Below are 15,431 nucleotides of genomic sequence, written 5' to 3' on the forward strand. Positions count from 1 at the left end.
AGACAGCAAAAGGCAAGAAAGGGATATGTGTACTTCACTCAGGTGGTCTAAAATGGCTGATGCTGGCCGTCGGGGAGCGTCCGGGTGTGTTTTGCAACGAACAAAACAGTACGTGTATAATGATAACCATCGAACGACCGATAAGGTTGGAGGAGGAACGGCCTTTGCGTTGGCATGAATTGACCGTCCTGGCGACGGAACCGTCACAGGAAATGGTGTCACACTATCTTTATGAGCTCGGTGCGGGAGGCGTATCTATTGAAGAGTCCTGGTCCGAGGACAAACCCCGGGATACTTCCTTAGGCCAGTGGTACGACAAGCCTCTTAACGATATCCGTCCCGGATATGCGGTTATTAAAGGATATTTTGCGGAAGGTATCGATATCGATGCGATCGCTTCGGAACTGACCAAGCTGCTCCAAGGGCTGCCGGAGTATGGGTACGATGCCGGTGAGTTCACGATTCAAATGGGAGACGTTCATGAGGACGACTGGGCGGACGCATGGAAAAAATATTTCAAGCCGATCGCCGTGTCGGACCGGGTGACGGTCAAACCGACCTGGGAAAATTACACGCCGCGCGACGATGAGCTCATTATCGAGCTGGATCCCGGCATGGCTTTCGGCACGGGCACTCATCCGACGACGGCGCTCTGTTTGCGCACATTGGAGAGTTCGATTACCGGAGGCGAACAAGTCATCGATGTCGGCACGGGCTCCGGCATATTGGCAATAGGCGCCGTTAAGCTGGGGGCAGCCAAGGTTTTGGCACTGGACCTTGATCCGATCGCCGTTTCCAGCGCCGCGGAGAACATTAAGCTGAACGGCTTGGAACATACGATCGAGGTGCGGCACAGCGATTTATTAGGCGTGCTCCGTAAAGGAACGGCACGAACAGATGGAGGCATTACCCCGCCCGTCGACCTGGTCGTCGCCAATATCCTTGCCGAGATCATTTTGCTGTTTACCGCGGATGTATACGAAGTACTCAAGCCAGGCGGTATTTATATCGCCTCGGGAATTTACAAGAACAAAGAAGCGGATGTGGAAGCGGGCCTGCTCGCCGCCGGATTCGAGATCGTCGACGTCGTTAGACAAGAGGATTGGCTTGCTTTCGTAGCAGGTAAACCGAAGGAGGACGACGAGGGGTGAATTTATTCTGGTTTACGCTTGATCAACTTCCTTTTATCATACTCGTTATGCTTATCGCTTTTAGCGTTCATGAATTTGCCCATGCTTGGACAGCTTGGAAATTCGGAGACGACACGGCTTACATGGAAGGCCGGGTAACTTTGAATCCCATGGCACATCTGGACTGGATCGGGATGATATTCCTTTTGATCGCCGGATTCGGATGGGCCAGACCGGTTCCGGTTCGCCGCAGCAGATTTAAAAAGCCGCGCCTGATGAGCATACTGGTGACGGCAGCGGGTCCGCTCAGCAATCTTTTGCTCGCATTTCTGGGAATGCTTGCTATTTACATTTTGGATGCAACGAATACGCTGGGCGGCTTGTCTTTTGCGATGGATGAAACGCTTAGAATCTTTTTTACTTTATGGATCCGCATCAACGTGCTGCTCTTTATATTTAACTTAATTCCGCTTCCGCCTTTAGATGGGTACCGAATTGTAGAGGAATTTGCGCCGATTCGTTTAAGAATGCAAATGCAGCGCGCCGAACAGTGGACTGCTTTCATCTTTCTTCTTCTTCTCTTCATTCCACCGCTTCGCGCCGTAACGATCGGTCCGTTATTCGCGCTCAGAATTCCGATCTATTACGGGATGCTGAACGTGCTCGATTTCTTCTTCGGTCCTCCGAGCGTCAACTTTATCCGATGGTTGTCCGGCCTGCAATTATAGACGCTGGCGTGTAACAGCCGAACGAGGTATGATGGAGTTTGGAAATTAAGCGGGAGGCTGTCATTCATGCAGCGATATTTTGTGCCTCCGGAGCAGATGGGAGAACATTCCGTTGCGCTCGAAGGCGATGACGCCCGCCATGCGGCGGCCGTCATGAGATCTAAACCCGGCGACAGCTTCATTGCATGCGATGGCACCGGCCGGGACGTAATCGCCACAATCGTAACGGTCGATAAAGATAAAGTGACGGCGGAAATTACCGAGCGCCTGCAGACGAACGCGGAGATGGCTTGGAAAGTTACCGTTGCGCAAAGCTTGCCCAAAGGGGACAAGCTGGAGACTGTCATCCAGAAAGGCACGGAGGCGGGAGCTGTTGTTTTTCAGCCGTTCTTATCCCACAGGACCGTCGTGCAATATGATGAACGCAAGGAAGCAAAGCGGCTCGAGCGCTGGCGCAAAATCGCCAAAGAAGCGGCCGAGCAAAGCCACCGCAGCGTGATTCCGGACGTGAGACCGGTCGGCTCGTGGAAATCGCTTCTTAAGCAGATGCCGGAATTTGATCTTGTTCTGTTCTGTTATGAGGAAGAAGGCCGCAGCGGCAATGGGTTAAAGGATTTATTGACCAGGTTTCGGTCCGGCTGCAACAATGAAGCGCCGCGAGTGCTTGTGGTGATCGGTCCCGAAGGCGGGTTTACACCTGAGGAAGCGGAAGCCGCCGCTGCTTCAGGCGCACGATTGATCGGTTTAGGCAAACGAATATTACGGACGGAGACGGCTGCGCTTTATGCACTGGCTTGTCTGGCATACGAGTCCGGCGAATTGGGAGGAAATTGAGATGCCTAGCGTGGCATTTTACACCTTGGGTTGTAAAGTGAACTTTTACGATACGGAAGCGATATGGCAGCTGTTCAAAAACCAGGGCTACGAGCAGGTGGATTTCGAGCAGACGGCTGACGTTTATTTGATTAATACATGTACGGTGACGAACACGGGGGATAAGAAAAGCCGGCAGATCATTCGCCGGGCTGTCCGCCGAAATCCGGACGCCGTTATTGCGGTTACCGGCTGTTACGCACAAACTTCTCCTGCGGAGATTATGGCCATCCCCGGTGTCGATCTCGTCATCGGAACACAGGATCGCGAGAAGCTGATGTCGTTCGTCACAGACATCCAGAATGACCGCAAGCCGGTGAACGCAGTCCGCAATATCATGAAGACACGGGAGTTCGAAGAACTGGACGTTCCGGATTTCGCGGAGCGGACACGCGCTTTTCTGAAGATCCAGGAGGGCTGCAACAACTTCTGCACCTTCTGCATCATTCCGTGGTCGCGGGGACTGTCACGAAGCCGCAAGCCGGAAAGCGTGCTGAATCAGGCGCGCCAGCTTGTTGCCTCCGGCTACAAAGAAATCGTGTTGACGGGTATACACACCGGCGGTTACGGCGACGATCTGGAAAACTATCGTCTGGCCAACCTGCTTTCCGACCTGGACAAAATCGACGGGCTGGAGCGGATTCGGATCAGCTCGATTGAGGCAAGCCAGATTGACGATGAAATGATCGCGATCCTCAACAGCTCGCCGAAAATGTGCCGCCACCTGCATATTCCGCTGCAAGCGGGTAACGACGAAATTCTGAAACGGATGCGCCGCAAGTACACCACAGCGGAATTCGCGGAGAAAATCACCCGGCTGCACGAAGCGATGCCCGGCGTGGCGATCACGACCGACGTCATTGTCGGATTCCCCGGCGAAACGGAAGAGCAGTTCGAGAGCGGCTACCGTTTCATGGAGCAGTTGAAATTCGCTGAGATGCATGTCTTCCCCTACTCGAAACGGACCGGAACGCCGGCCGCGCGGATGGAAGATCAAATGGATGAAGAAGTGAAGCACGAGCGGGTCCACAAACTGATCGAGCTGTCGGAGCGGATGCAAGCAGCTTATGGCCGCGAGTGGGTGGGACGCGTGCTTGATGTCATTCCTGAGCGGGAAGCCAAAGGCTCGGAGGGAATGGGACTCGTATCCGGCTACACCGACAACTACCTGCAGGTTGTTCTGAACGGCGACGAATCGTTGATCGGGAAGCTTTGCCGTGTGCGCATTACCGATTCCGGCGTTAACGAATGCCGCGGCGAGCTTCTGGAAGTCGCCCGCGGAGAAGCGCTGCCGGTTGCATTGCAAGCGTGAGCTCGTCTTAAAAGATTTCATTTCGGCGAGAGGGCAAGCCTCGTGCCGGAGTGAAGTCTTTTTCTACATAGTGGATGATCAGGGGGCTTTGATATGAGAGAAGTTTCAGCAGGGGGAGTCGTATTCCGCAGGCGTGAAGGCCAGGTGGAGATTCAACTTATTGAGGATCGTTTCGGTAAAATGACGCTGGCAAAAGGTAAGATGGAGCCGGGAGAAACGGTCGAGCAGACGGCGCTCAGGGAAATTGAAGAGGAGACGGGCGTTGTCGGCACGATCGCAGCCCCTTTGAACATCGTTGCCTATCAATATGAAAATTCACAGCTGGGCACGATAAATAAGGAAGTTCACTATTTTTTGGTAGAAGCCATGGAGGGTTCCCTTCAGGCTCAGGTGGAAGAGATAAAAGGAGTCGCCTGGTATTCACCGGACGAAGCCTGGCGCTTGCAATCGTCGTCCGGTTACGATAACAACGACGACGTGATACTTTTGGCGTATAACCGGCTGGGGATCAAAGCAGGGCCGGCATCTGTCTAAAGCGGCGATTGGATGAACGGGCGCCGGAACGGCAAATAGGCCAGCGGCAAAGCGAGCAGCGAACAGACGACGTTAAACATTGTCTGCGCGTGTGCGATTTGTGCCGCAGGATCTTCCGGAGCAAGCAATTGCGAGGAAGCCAGCAGAAGGCCGATCAACGGGTAAAAGAGCAGAGCGCCTGAAGCGTTCAGCGTCAATTGGGACAATGCGACAAACCGTCCGCCGCTCCCTCCTCCCAATGAGGCGACGAGCCCCGTGAAGCATGTGCCGATGTTTGCGCCTAACACGATGGCAATGCCGGTTTCAGGAGTAATGGCGCCTGTGCCCGCCAGTCCCATACATAAAGCGATGACAGCGGCACTAGAATGAACCAATGCGGTAAGCGCCGCGCCGCCAAGTACGCCCCAGAAGCGGAATTCATCCGCGTGGCGCATCAATGAGTCGAAGTAGCCGTTGGCCTGCAAGGTCGGTCCCATACTTTGCAAAATTTTGAAACCGATCAGCAGCACTCCGAAACCGCCCAAAGCCACGGAAAGGTATCTTAGCGGAGAATTCCAGGCTGGAGGGGCGGAAGCAGGGGAAGGTCTCATTTCGTCAAACAACGCAGACACAAACCATCCAAGCGCGGCGAGAGAGGCGATCAGGTAACCGTACCGATGAAGCTGCAAGCCCATCAATTCCGTCGTCAGGCAGGTTCCGACATTCGTGCCGAGAATGATGCCAAAGCTGCGGGCCCGGGAGAGCCATCCGGCATTGACGAAGCCGATCGTAAGTACGGTAACGGCAGTGCTGCTTTGCAGGAGAGCCGAGGAGGCGGTGCCGACGGCAAATCCTCGAATGGGCGTGGCCGTGGAACGGGCGACCCAGTGTGAAAGCCTTCGTCCGGCCCATCGATGGAGCGCGGTTTCCACCAGCTGCATGCCCGCCAGCAGCAGAGCAAACCCAACAAGAGACGGTACGATGATGCCGGAAATCATATTTATTTTCCTCCTGCCGAACGAATCTGTTATTGGATTATTCCATTAATGACTATGCGAGCTCAGGACAAGTTTATGTGTGGATAAAAGGAGTGGGACAATTGGCTGAACAAGCGTCGGTGTGGTTAAACAAAGGACGCAGGCCGCGGCTGGAGGAAGGGCATCCGTGGATCTATGCGAACGAAATCGCCAAAAAAGAAGGCGACGCGGAGCCCGGACAGCTCGTACAAGTCCGCGACCATCGCGGGCTGCTGCTTGGAACGGGTTATTGGAACCCGGCCTCGCAAATTACGGTGCGGCTTGTCTCCTTTGGAACATTGGACAGTATGGACGCCGAATTTTTTCGTTCGCGGTTTGCTCTCGCAGGGGAGCATCGCAGACGCTTTTTGGGCGAGGGGGCTTCTTGCCGTCTCGTGTATGGGGAAGCGGACTTTTTGCCGGGATTAATTGTGGATCGTTTCGATCATGTTCTGGTCGTCCAGGTGCTGTCGCTGGGCATGGAAAAAGCAAGAGAAGCTTGGCTTTCCGCATTGATCGACGTATTCGCTCCCCGCGGCATTTATGAGCGCAGCGATGTGGGCGTGCGGACGCTGGAAGGCTTGGAAGAACGTACCGGCGTCCTATATGGGGATTGTCCGCGGCATCTTGTCATAGAGGAAAACGGACTGAAAATTCAGGTGGATATTGAAGCCGGCCAGAAAACGGGTTACTTCTTCGACCAGCGCGAGAACCGCGCTGCCATCGAACCGCTGGTAAGGGGCTGGGGCTCGCGGAGCGGAATTACGCTGCAGGAACGTTCGATGGAGGACGGCAAGAGTCAAATGGTGCCCGTTAATGCCAAAGGAAACATAGTGACATTCCCTTACTGGGACGGCGCAACCGTGCTGGAATGCTTTGCCCATACGGGCAGCTTCACCTTGCACGCATGCAAATACGGTGCGAAAAAGGTGACCTGCCTGGACATATCCGAGCATGCGCTGGAAACCGCCAAGCACAATGCCGAGCTGAACGGTTTTACCGATCGGGTCGAGTTTGTGGCGGCAGATGCGTTCGACTACTTGAGGCAGCAGGTACATGGCCGTGATGAACGGCAGACACGAGGCCAGGTTAAGGAAGCGGCAGTTAAAGTGGATACCTCGAAACCTTTAACCGCTGAAGGGCGCACTTGGGATGTCATTATCCTTGACCCTCCGGCTTTCGCCAAGACGAAACGTGCCGTAGCCGGAGCATGCCGGGGTTACAAGGACATCAATCTGCAGGCGATGAAGCTTCTCAATGAGGGCGGCTATCTCGTAACGGCCAGCTGCTCGTACCATGTGCGGCCCGAGCTGTTCCTGGAGACGATCCAGGAAGCCGCGCGCGACGCCGGTAAAATCATCCGCCGCGTCGACTGGCGCGGAGCCGGCAAAGACCATCCCCAGCTGGCCGGCGTTGAGGAAGGCCATTATCTCAAGTTCGGAATTTTCGAAGTCCGCAGCCGGAGGGAGCTTTAAGGCCGGTGAGCGGCCTTGCAGAGTAGCGTTGCACGCTGCCGCATGGCTGTAAGGCTGATGGACGGACTTACAGAGACACAATGTGGGCTGTGGCACGACTGTAAGGTTGGTGAGCGCACTTACAGAGAAACATTGCGCGCTGTCGCACGGCTGTAAGGTTGGTGAGCGGACTTACAGAGAAACATTGAGAGCTATTGCCAGGCTGCAAGGCCGGCGAACGGCCTTACATTGCACGGTGTGACAGGCAAGCCGCAGTAACCTCCTGAAATTTGTTAAGAAATTGTTAGCTGAAGCCCGTTTTGGTTGCTGAAATTTCGTGAACATTTCTAACGTCTCTCGCTTACCTTAAGGTTAAGGGATAGGATACGGGAGGAATGGAACGATGGTGCACGAAGTGATTTTGTTCGGCAAACGGGCGGTCCCGATTCAGAACAGGGCTAAAAAAGGCAACACCCGCAACCGCTTCAACAACGCCATGAAGAATATGGCTGACGATCTCGAGTTTCGCCGCCGGTGGAAAAACGTGAGTTATATCGAACTCTGGACGGACGCTGCGATTTTCAAATTTGCCGACGGCAGTAAATGGTATATGAATATCTCGTAAATCGGAAATAAGTGTAAATACAAAGTTTTGCAAATATTTGTTGACGGCGCCCGAAAGGGCGTCTTTTTGCGTATACACGCACCTTTTTCTCGCAACGCCCACGATGCGGATAAAATGTCCGTATCCCCTCTACTTTTTCTCGCGGCGCCCACGGATGCGGACAAAATGTCCGTATCATCATGATTTCTGAGGTTGCTGAGTAAAATTTCCTCTCTGTTGCGCCCAAAATGTCCGTATCAACTCTACTTTCTCTCGCGGCGTCCGCGGATGCGGACAAAATGTCCGTATCTTCGTGACAAAACAGCGAACGCCTGTGCGCGTGTCCGGTCATATGGTACAATTATCGAAGAATGATGTTTTATAACCGGGGGTGTGTCTCTAGTGTCACTTCGGCTCGTAACGGGTCGTTCCGGCAGCGGAAAAACGAGGCTCTGTCTGGACGAGATCCGCGGCAAACTGCAGCAGGATCCACAGGGAGCGCCGCTTATTCTGCTTGTGCCGGAGCAAGCAACCTTTCAAGCGGAATATGCGATGGCGGCGACACCGGGTTTGGGCGGATTCATGCGGGCGCAGGTGCTCAGTTTCCGCAGGCTGGCTTTCCGCGTCATGCAGGAAACCGGCGGCTCCGCTGTCGTCCCTATACATGATAACGGTAAAGCGATGCTTTTACATAAAGTGTTGGAGGCCCGTCGGGATTCTCTCAAGCTGTTTCGCGGCGGACCGACCGAATCCGGTCTGATCAGCCGTTTGAACGAATTGTTAACGGAGATGAAAAGATACGGAGTGGGCAGCGAGCAATTACGCGCGACGGCAGCGGCGACTGTGCATGCAGCTTCGGGCAATCCGGCTTCTTCCCTTTTGTCGGACAAGCTGCACGATCTTTCGCTCGTATATTCCGAGATGGAGCGTGAGTTAACCGGCCGCTGGCTGGACGGGGAAGATATGCTGGGCTGGCTGGCGCAAGGTGCGGCAACGTCCTCCGTGCTGGAGGGGGCCGAAATATGGCTGGACGGCTTTCATGCTTTACGCCTAATGAATTTGCCGTTCTGGAAGCACTGATGCGACGTGTTAACCGGGTGTCCGTCACGTTGACTGTAGATCGGCCATACTTGGCCGGGGAACGGCCGGACGAACTGGACGCTTTCCATCCTACCGCCGAAACATCCGCAAGATTATGCGAAGCGGCGGATTCGGCAGGTCTGCCGGTGGAACCCGCAGTCGTGCTTGCCCCCGATGTACCGCCGCGATTTGCGGCGAACCCTATGCTTGCTTTCTTGGAACGCAATTGGGAGACTCGGGAAAGCTGGGACGGAGATCAAGCGTTGCTGCAGCCGGAGCATCCGCTCTGCGGTCTGTCCGTTCACGCTGCCGTTAACCGCCGGGCAGAGGTTGAAGCGGTTGCGCGCGATATGCTGCGGCGCGTCAGGGAAGACGGCAGCCGTTGGCGGGATCTGGCCGTCTTCCTGCGCAGAATGGAAGATTACGCGGATCTGATCGCCGCCGTATTCGGAGATTATGGAATTCCCTATTATTTGGACGGCAAAATGTCGGTCTCTCACCATCCTTTCGTAGAGTTCATCCGTTCCGCTTTGGAATGTGTAGCCGGCGGATGGAAGGCGGAAGCTGTGTTTCGCTGCGCCAAGACGGATCTGCTCGGCTCTGCCGACGCCGTCGTCACGCGCGACGAAATCGACCGATTGGAGAACTACGCACTTGCAGCCGGCATCGACGGCTGGCGTTGGCATGATGATAGAGTCTGGTATCCGCTGTCGATGGGAGATTTGGAGACGGAGGACGTGCCGGACAGCGCAGACGAGGCGATGAAGTCGCTGCTGGCCTTGCGGGACGCGATGTTGAAGCCTCTAAGAACGATGGAACGGCGTATGAAGGCCGGGGCGACCGTTAAAGATCTATGCGAAAGCTTGTATCTTTTTTTGGAGGATACGGCTGCAGCAGACCGGCTGGAGCAGTGGAGCCGTGAAGATGCGAACGCGGGTAATCCGGGAAGAATGGCCATGTACCGGCCTTTGTGGGACGGTGTCATGAATCTGCTCGATCAGCTGGTTGAGCTGATGGGGGATCAGACGCTCGATTTGCAGCTGTTCGCCGGCATGATCGATTCCGGTTTGGAAGAGTTGAAGCTTGGAGCCGTACCGCCTTCGCTTGACGGCGTTCTGATCGGCAGCCCTGAGCGCACCCGTTCGGATCGCATCGGGATCGTGTATTTGCTAGGGGTAAATGACGGCGTCATGCCGATGAAAATATCCGAAAACGGACTCTTGGCCGAGGACGAGCGGGAGCGTCTGACTTCGGCGGGCTTGACCATGGCGCCGGGAGCGCGCCGCCGATTGCTGGACGAGCGTTTTCTTGCATACATGACGTTAACGACGGCGTCGCGGCATTTGTGGATCAGCTATGCCCTTGCAGATGATGAAGGCCAAGGTTTGTTGCCGTCCGAGTGGATCCGCCGGCTCAAGCAATGGTTTCCAGGGCTTCCGTTGAGGACTCTATCCGGCGAACCGCTAGGGGTGGAATCGGAAAAAGAACAGCTGGCGTTTGCGGCGCACCCCGGACGAGCGCTCACTCATTTAATATCGCGCTTGCGAAGCTGGCGGCAGGGAGAGGGCATCGTTCCCGGATGGTGGTCCGTGTATGACTGGATGCGGGAACAAGACGAGTGGAAGAACCGTCTCGTCTCCCTGATTTCGTCCTTGAACTATACGAATGAAGAACAGCCGCTGCAGGCGGAAACCAGCCGGCTTCTGTATGGAGATCGGCTGCTCGCCAGCGTATCGCGAATGGAGCGGTTCGTATCCTGTCCGTTCCGGCACTTCGCTTCTCACGGCTTGCGGCTCAAAGAGCGGCGGCTTTACCGAATGGATGCGCCGGATATCGGGCAGCTGTTCCATGCCGCCCTGCGCCAAACGACCGAGAAGCTGTTCGCAGAAGGCCCAGCAGGCATGGATGCGCTCCGCTGGCAAATGGAGGCGGCAGCCGCAGTGGACAGGCTTCTGCCGCGCGTTCAGTCGCAGATTTTGCTGTCCTCGCATCGTCATCGATTAATGGCCCGCAAGCTGCGGGATATCGTCACCCAAGCCTCGACGATGCTGGGCGGGCATGCCGCCTTGTCGGCGTTCAAGCCCGTCGGGTTGGAGATGAGCTTCGGTCCAGACGGCATGCTTCCGCCTTTATCCCTCGAACTTGGGAATGGACGTTGGATGGATATTGCCGGCCGGATCGACCGGGTCGATGCCGCAGAGTCTGCCGAAGGCCTGCTTCTGCGCATCATGGATTACAAGTCCAGCGCCGTTAAGCTGAAACTCGACGAAGTGGCGCACGGATTATCTTTGCAGATGCTTACCTACTTGGACGTTGTCGTATCGCATGCCCCGCATTGGCTGGGGCGGCCGGCGCAGCCGGCAGGAGTGCTGTATTTCCACGTGCAGAACCCGCTCCTGCATACGGCGAATGGGGTGTCGAAGGAAGAAGCGGAGGATTTGATGTTCCGCAAGTATCGGATGCAGGGGTTGCTGCTGGCGGACGGGGAATCAGTCAAGCTGATGGACGAATCGTTAAATCAAACAACGAAGTCCGCAGTCATCCCCGTCGAGTTCAAAAAAAGACGGCAGCTTCTCCGCGCGTTCGCAAGTGGCCGACTCCACGCAGTGGGACGTATTGCGTTCTTCGGTGCGATCGCAAATTCGCCGTATCGGCAAAAGAATCGTCGAAGGCGAGGTTGCCATTAAGCCGTACCGGATGGAACGCCGCAGCCCTTGCACACATTGCGAGTTTCGGCCGGTCTGCCATTTTGACAGCCAAGTGGAGGGAAATCCATATCAGGTTTTACATAAGCCGGGCAGCCGCGATGAATTGTGGCAGAGGCTTGCAGCACAAGGGGGTGTAACGGAGTGACATTGTTGAGACACTGGCCGGTTAAACCGGACGCCAGCCGTTGGACGGACGAGCAATGGACGGCAATTGCCGCAGACGGTTCGAACCTTCTCGTGGCTGCAGCTGCAGGTTCAGGGAAGACGGCGGTGCTGGTCGAGAGAATCATATCGCGCATCGCGGACGAGCAGCGTCCGCTGGACGTCGACGCCATGCTGGTCGCAACGTTCACCAAGGCCGCGCCGGCTGAGATGAAGGAACGGATCCGGCACGCGCTGGACGAAGCGCTGCACAGAGATCCGGACTCCCGCCACCTGCGCCGCCAGCTCGCCTTGCTTCCCAGAGCGTCCGTAACGACGCTTCACTCCTTCTGTCTGGAAATCGTGGAGCGCTACGCCCCTTTGATCGAATTGGACCCCGGCTTTCGCATGGCGAATGAGACGGACGCTGAGCTGCTGCGTATGGACACGCTGGATGAATTGTTCGAGGAAAGATACGAGAACGAAGGAGAGTCGGGGGCGCTCGCCCAGCTTGCCGATCACTTCGGCGGCGAACGCAGCGATGAGCCTCTTCACCGGCTCGTACTGGAGCTGCATGAGTTTGCGGGAAGCCATCCCTGGCCTGAATATTGGCTGCAGCAGATGTCGAAGCAGTTTCAAGAGGCGGAAGCCGAATCGCTGCTTCAATCGCTCTGGGTCAAAAGCCTGAGGGACGACGCCGCGCTGCTGCTGCAAGGAACGCTGCATCTGCTGCGGAGCGCCCTTCGTATCTGTCATGAGCCCGCAGGTCCCGAACCGTATATCGATACGATATTCGCAGATATCGATGGTTTGGAAAAGGCGGCTGATGCTTTTGACAAGGGTGCATGGACGGATTGGCAGACGGCGGTGTCGGCGATTGCCTTCGGCCGGTTGAAGCCGTGCAAAGGGGACGACTATGACCCTCTGCTGCAGGACAGGGTGAAGTCGCTTCGGGATGCGACAAAGAAAGCTGCAGCGAAGCTGGCTGAAGAATGGCTCGTCCGTTCGCCCGAGCAATATGCCGCCGAGCTTAGGGACCTGGCGCCTTCCATGAGCCAGCTGTCGGAGCTGACGGCGGAGTTCGGCCGCAGATACGAGCACGCGAAACGAGCGAAGGGGCTGTTGGATTTCGGGGACCTGGAGCACTATGCGCTGCGCATCCTCCGGGATCCGTCGTCCACTCCCGAGCATACCGTGCCTTCTGCTGCCGCCCTTAATTTTCGGGAACGATTCTCGGAAATTTATTTGGATGAATACCAGGATACGAATGAAGTACAGGAAGCGATCGTCTCTCTCATCTCGACCGTACAACCCGGCAACGTATTTATGGTCGGGGACGTCAAACAGAGCATTTACAGGTTCCGGTTAGCGGAGCCCGGGCTTTTCCTGGAAAAATACAGAACCTATGAGACGGCTGACCCTGCCGCGCACAGCGGCTCCATGTCCGGCGTCGCAGGACTCCGCATCGATCTTGCCCGGAATTTTCGCAGCCGCCGCGAAATCGTGAACGGAGTTAACCATGTGTTCCGCTTGATCATGCGGGAACCGGTGGGTGAAATGAACTACGACGGGGCGGCAGAGCTGATTTATGGGGAGGGCTATCCCGATGCCGGAACGCCGAATCCGTATGCCGTAGAAATGATATTGTTGGATTCCGCAGGCACAACGGATACTGCCGAGGAGCCGCCACAAGGCGGAGAAGCGGCGGACGACTCGGCTCCCGATGAGAATACCGAAGTGGAAGATGCAGAAACGGCTCAGCTGGAGGCTCGCTGCATCGCCGCCGAGATCCGGCGCTTGATGGGGACAGACGACAAGGAATCGATGCCTTTCGCTGTGTATGACGGCAAAAGCAAGCTGCACCGTCCGGTTCAGTATCGGGACATCGTCATTCTGCTGCGCGCGGTGTCCGCACAAGCGCCGGTGTTCCTCGATGAGCTGAAGGCGGCGGGCATTCCGGCCTATGCGGATCTGGCTACCGGGTATTTTGCGGCTACCGAAGTGGATGTGATGCTGTCCCTGCTTGCGATCATCGATAACCCTCACCAGGATATCCCGCTGGCAGGGGTTCTTCGCTCTCCGATTGTCGGTTTCACTGCGGAACAGCTCGCGCAGGTGCGTCTGAGCCGGCGCTCAGGCAGTTTCTGGGAAGCGCTGAACGCAGCTTCAGAAAGTGTGCAAGACGCGTCGCCTGATGGCTTCAGGGAGACGGCCGCGGGCTTTGTGAGCAAACTTGAAGGCTGGCGTGATTTCGCGAGACGCGAGCCGCTTGGAGATTTGCTGTGGATGCTCTACCGGGAAACCGGCTATTACGACTTCGTCGGCGGTCTTCCGGGCGGCGTCCAGCGGCAGGCGAATTTGCGGGCGCTTGTGAATCGGGCGACGCAGTATGAGAAGTCGTCCCGTTTTCGCGGGTTGTTCCGGTTTCTGCGTTTTCTCGGCAGGATGAGGGATTCGGGGGCGGATCTCGGCGCGGCCCGCGCACTGGGTGAAAGCGAGAATGTGGTACGGATCGTGTCCATCCACCGCAGCAAAGGGCTGGAGTTCCCGGTTGTTTTTGCCGCGGGGCTTGGCCGGGGTTTTAACAAGCGTGATTTGAACGGAATGTTTTTGAAGCATAAGAAGCTTGGCTTCGGCCCCAAAGTCGTCGAGAAGGAGACGCGTGTAACGTATCCGACGCTGCCTCAGCTTGCAATCCGCAGGAAGATGGCTGCAGAGATGCTCGCCGAGGAAATGCGGGTGCTGTACGTAGCTCTGACAAGGCCGAAAGAGAAGCTGATCTTGGTTGGTACGAGCAAAGACGCTGCGAAGCATGGGAACAGTGGCAGGAAACGGCCGCGATGTCCGAGGACGGGCTGCCCGATTATGCCGTTGCCGCGGCCAACCGATATCTCGACTGGCTGGGCCCGGCTGCCGTCATCGCGTCCGAATTGCCGGAGGACACTCGCCGATGGACATGCAGAATCGTTCCTTCCGTCGTTTACACCCGGCAAGCTGCAGCAGTGCGACAGGCGGAACCGGATGCCGAGCGGCTGTGGGAGGCGGTACGGAATGCCCGGGAGATTGATGTGCCGGTTTCCGAAGCTGCAGAGGAAGTATCCCGGATCCTCTCATGGAAATATGCGAATGAAGCTTCGACTCAGGTCGCCGCGAAAACTTCCATTACCGCTTTGAAGAAGAACGACGCATCGCCGCCGTCACCGGTGATCGGCCACGATGATTCTTCACTGGATCAAGAGAAGGAACGACAATCCGCTGAGGGATGGGATGAACCGCCTGTTAATGCCGCAAGTTCGTTTCGATTACGGCGGCCTCAGTTTATGTCTGCCAGAAGCCTGAGCCCTGCGGAAAGGGGCACGGCATTCCACCTCGTCATGCAGCATCTGCCGATGACAGATGGAATCGATGAGAATACGATCACGGAGATGCTTGATTCGCTGGTTGCCAAACGCATCCTGTCCGGCGAGCAGCGGCAGGGTGTAGACGCGGCTGCAATAGCAGTCTTTTGCCGAACACCGATTTACGATCGGATGCGCGCCTCCGCTCGAGTATGGCGAGAGGTGCCATTCACCTACGGTATCGCGGCTGACAAAGTATACCCAGGAGTGAGCGGTCTGCCTGCAGAGGAAACCGTCATTATACAAGGGGTCATCGACTGCTTGTTCGCAGAAGACGACGGCTTGGTTCTGGTCGACTATAAGACAGATGTGCTTAAAGGATTGGCAGGAGAGGAAGCTGCGGAAAAGCATCGGTTCCAGGTGGAACAATATTGCGGCGCGGTGTCAGCCATTTTAGGACGGCCCGTGAAAGAAGCATATGTATATTTCTTCGACGGCGGCCAAACCGTTCGTTTAGTCTAGGAGGGGAAGCTG

12 protein-coding genes and 1 pseudogene are annotated in these 15,431 nt (G+C 56.2%); 12 read left to right on the forward strand and 1 reads right to left on the reverse strand.

Translation table 11 applies throughout. The features are described from left to right. Positions 1–164 precede the first annotated feature (164 nt). The 5 genes from prmA to SD71_RS18310 all read left to right on the forward strand — a co-directional run bounded on the left by prmA (position 165) and on the right by SD71_RS18310 (position 4,577). Positions 165–1,151, forward strand: coding sequence for a 50S ribosomal protein L11 methyltransferase (gene prmA, locus SD71_RS18290; RefSeq protein ID WP_041066469.1), 987 nt, complete (start codon positions 165–167; stop codon positions 1,149–1,151). Next, positions 1,148–1,858 carry a site-2 protease family protein gene (locus SD71_RS18295; protein ID WP_041066472.1) on the forward strand — a complete coding sequence of 237 codons (711 nt, stop codon included), beginning with the start codon at positions 1,148–1,150 and terminating at the stop codon, positions 1,856–1,858. Before prmA ends, SD71_RS18295 begins: the two co-directional genes overlap by 4 nt. 66 nt (positions 1,859–1,924) lie before the next feature. Beyond that, on the forward strand, positions 1,925–2,692 hold the full coding sequence (locus tag SD71_RS18300; protein WP_041066475.1) for a 16S rRNA (uracil(1498)-N(3))-methyltransferase: 768 nt from the start codon (positions 1,925–1,927) through the stop codon (positions 2,690–2,692). A gap of 1 nt (position 2,693) precedes the next feature. Beyond that, complete coding sequence (mtaB, locus tag SD71_RS18305) at positions 2,694–4,043, forward strand: tRNA (N(6)-L-threonylcarbamoyladenosine(37)-C(2))-methylthiotransferase MtaB (protein ID WP_041066477.1); 1,350 nt, start codon at positions 2,694–2,696, stop codon at positions 4,041–4,043. A 93-nt stretch (positions 4,044–4,136) separates the two neighbouring features. Further along, the gene (locus tag SD71_RS18310; protein ID WP_041066480.1) at positions 4,137–4,577 is read left to right on the forward strand and encodes an NUDIX hydrolase; all 441 of its coding nucleotides are present in this window, start codon (positions 4,137–4,139) and stop codon (positions 4,575–4,577) included. Here SD71_RS18310 and SD71_RS18315 read toward each other — a convergent pair. Further along, the gene (locus SD71_RS18315; RefSeq protein WP_041066482.1) at positions 4,574–5,554 is read right to left on the reverse strand and encodes a Na/Pi cotransporter family protein; all 981 of its coding nucleotides are present in this window, start codon (positions 5,552–5,554) and stop codon (positions 4,574–4,576) included. The genes SD71_RS18310 and SD71_RS18315 overlap by 4 nt on opposite strands. Positions 5,555–5,655: 101 nt before the next feature. Between SD71_RS18315 and SD71_RS18320 the strand changes: the two genes are divergently transcribed. The 7 genes and pseudogenes from SD71_RS18320 (at position 5,656) to SD71_RS26055 (ending at position 15,419) form a co-directional block, all read left to right on the forward strand. Further along, positions 5,656–7,047, forward strand: a complete 1,392-nt coding sequence (locus tag SD71_RS18320; RefSeq protein ID WP_041066485.1) for a class I SAM-dependent rRNA methyltransferase — start codon at positions 5,656–5,658, stop codon at positions 7,045–7,047. Between the two features lie 382 nt (positions 7,048–7,429). After that, positions 7,430–7,651: a hypothetical protein gene (locus SD71_RS18325; RefSeq protein WP_041066488.1), complete on the forward strand. Its 222-nt coding sequence runs from the start codon at positions 7,430–7,432 to the stop codon at positions 7,649–7,651. A 381-nt stretch (positions 7,652–8,032) separates the two neighbouring features. Further along, positions 8,033–8,871 (forward strand): annotated as a pseudogene (locus tag SD71_RS25165) (PD-(D/E)XK nuclease family protein); the annotation flags it as partial. A gap of 1,578 nt (positions 8,872–10,449) precedes the next feature. After that, positions 10,450–11,397, forward strand: a complete 948-nt coding sequence (locus tag SD71_RS26050; protein ID WP_326998793.1) for a PD-(D/E)XK nuclease family protein — start codon at positions 10,450–10,452, stop codon at positions 11,395–11,397. Then, positions 11,339–11,563, forward strand: coding sequence for a hypothetical protein (locus tag SD71_RS25685; protein ID WP_268747767.1), 225 nt, complete (start codon positions 11,339–11,341; stop codon positions 11,561–11,563). The genes SD71_RS26050 and SD71_RS25685 overlap by 59 nt, the downstream gene beginning before the upstream one ends. After that, positions 11,560–14,733 carry a helicase-exonuclease AddAB subunit AddA gene (gene addA, locus SD71_RS18335; protein ID WP_326998786.1) on the forward strand — a complete coding sequence of 1,058 codons (3,174 nt, stop codon included), beginning with the start codon at positions 11,560–11,562 and terminating at the stop codon, positions 14,731–14,733. Before SD71_RS25685 ends, addA begins: the two co-directional genes overlap by 4 nt. After that, entirely contained in the window at positions 14,628–15,419 is a 792-nt protein-coding gene (locus tag SD71_RS26055; protein WP_326998787.1) for a PD-(D/E)XK nuclease family protein, read from the forward strand. The genes addA and SD71_RS26055 overlap by 106 nt, the downstream gene beginning before the upstream one ends. Positions 15,420–15,431: the final 12 nt, after the last annotated feature.

The organism is Cohnella kolymensis (assembly GCF_000829465.1).
In the GTDB taxonomy this organism is placed as follows: domain Bacteria; phylum Bacillota; class Bacilli; order Paenibacillales; family Paenibacillaceae; genus Cohnella; species Cohnella kolymensis.

Bases quoted from the DNA above. Each gene is read 5' to 3' on its own strand.
- SD71_RS18300 (WP_041066475.1), top strand. From the start codon at position 1,925: ATGCAGCGATATTTTGTGCCTCCGGAGCAGATGGGAGAACATTCCGTT.
- mtaB (WP_041066477.1), top strand. From the start codon at position 2,694: ATGCCTAGCGTGGCATTTTACACCTTGGGTTGTAAAGTGAACTTTTAC.
- SD71_RS18310 (WP_041066480.1), top strand. From the start codon at position 4,137: ATGAGAGAAGTTTCAGCAGGGGGAGTCGTATTCCGCAGGCGTGAAGGC.
- SD71_RS18315 (WP_041066482.1), bottom strand. From the start codon at position 5,554: ATGATTTCCGGCATCATCGTACCGTCTCTTGTTGGGTTTGCTCTGCTG.
- SD71_RS18325 (WP_041066488.1), top strand. From the start codon at position 7,430: ATGGTGCACGAAGTGATTTTGTTCGGCAAACGGGCGGTCCCGATTCAG.
- SD71_RS26050 (WP_326998793.1), top strand. From the start codon at position 10,450: ATGGAGCGGTTCGTATCCTGTCCGTTCCGGCACTTCGCTTCTCACGGC.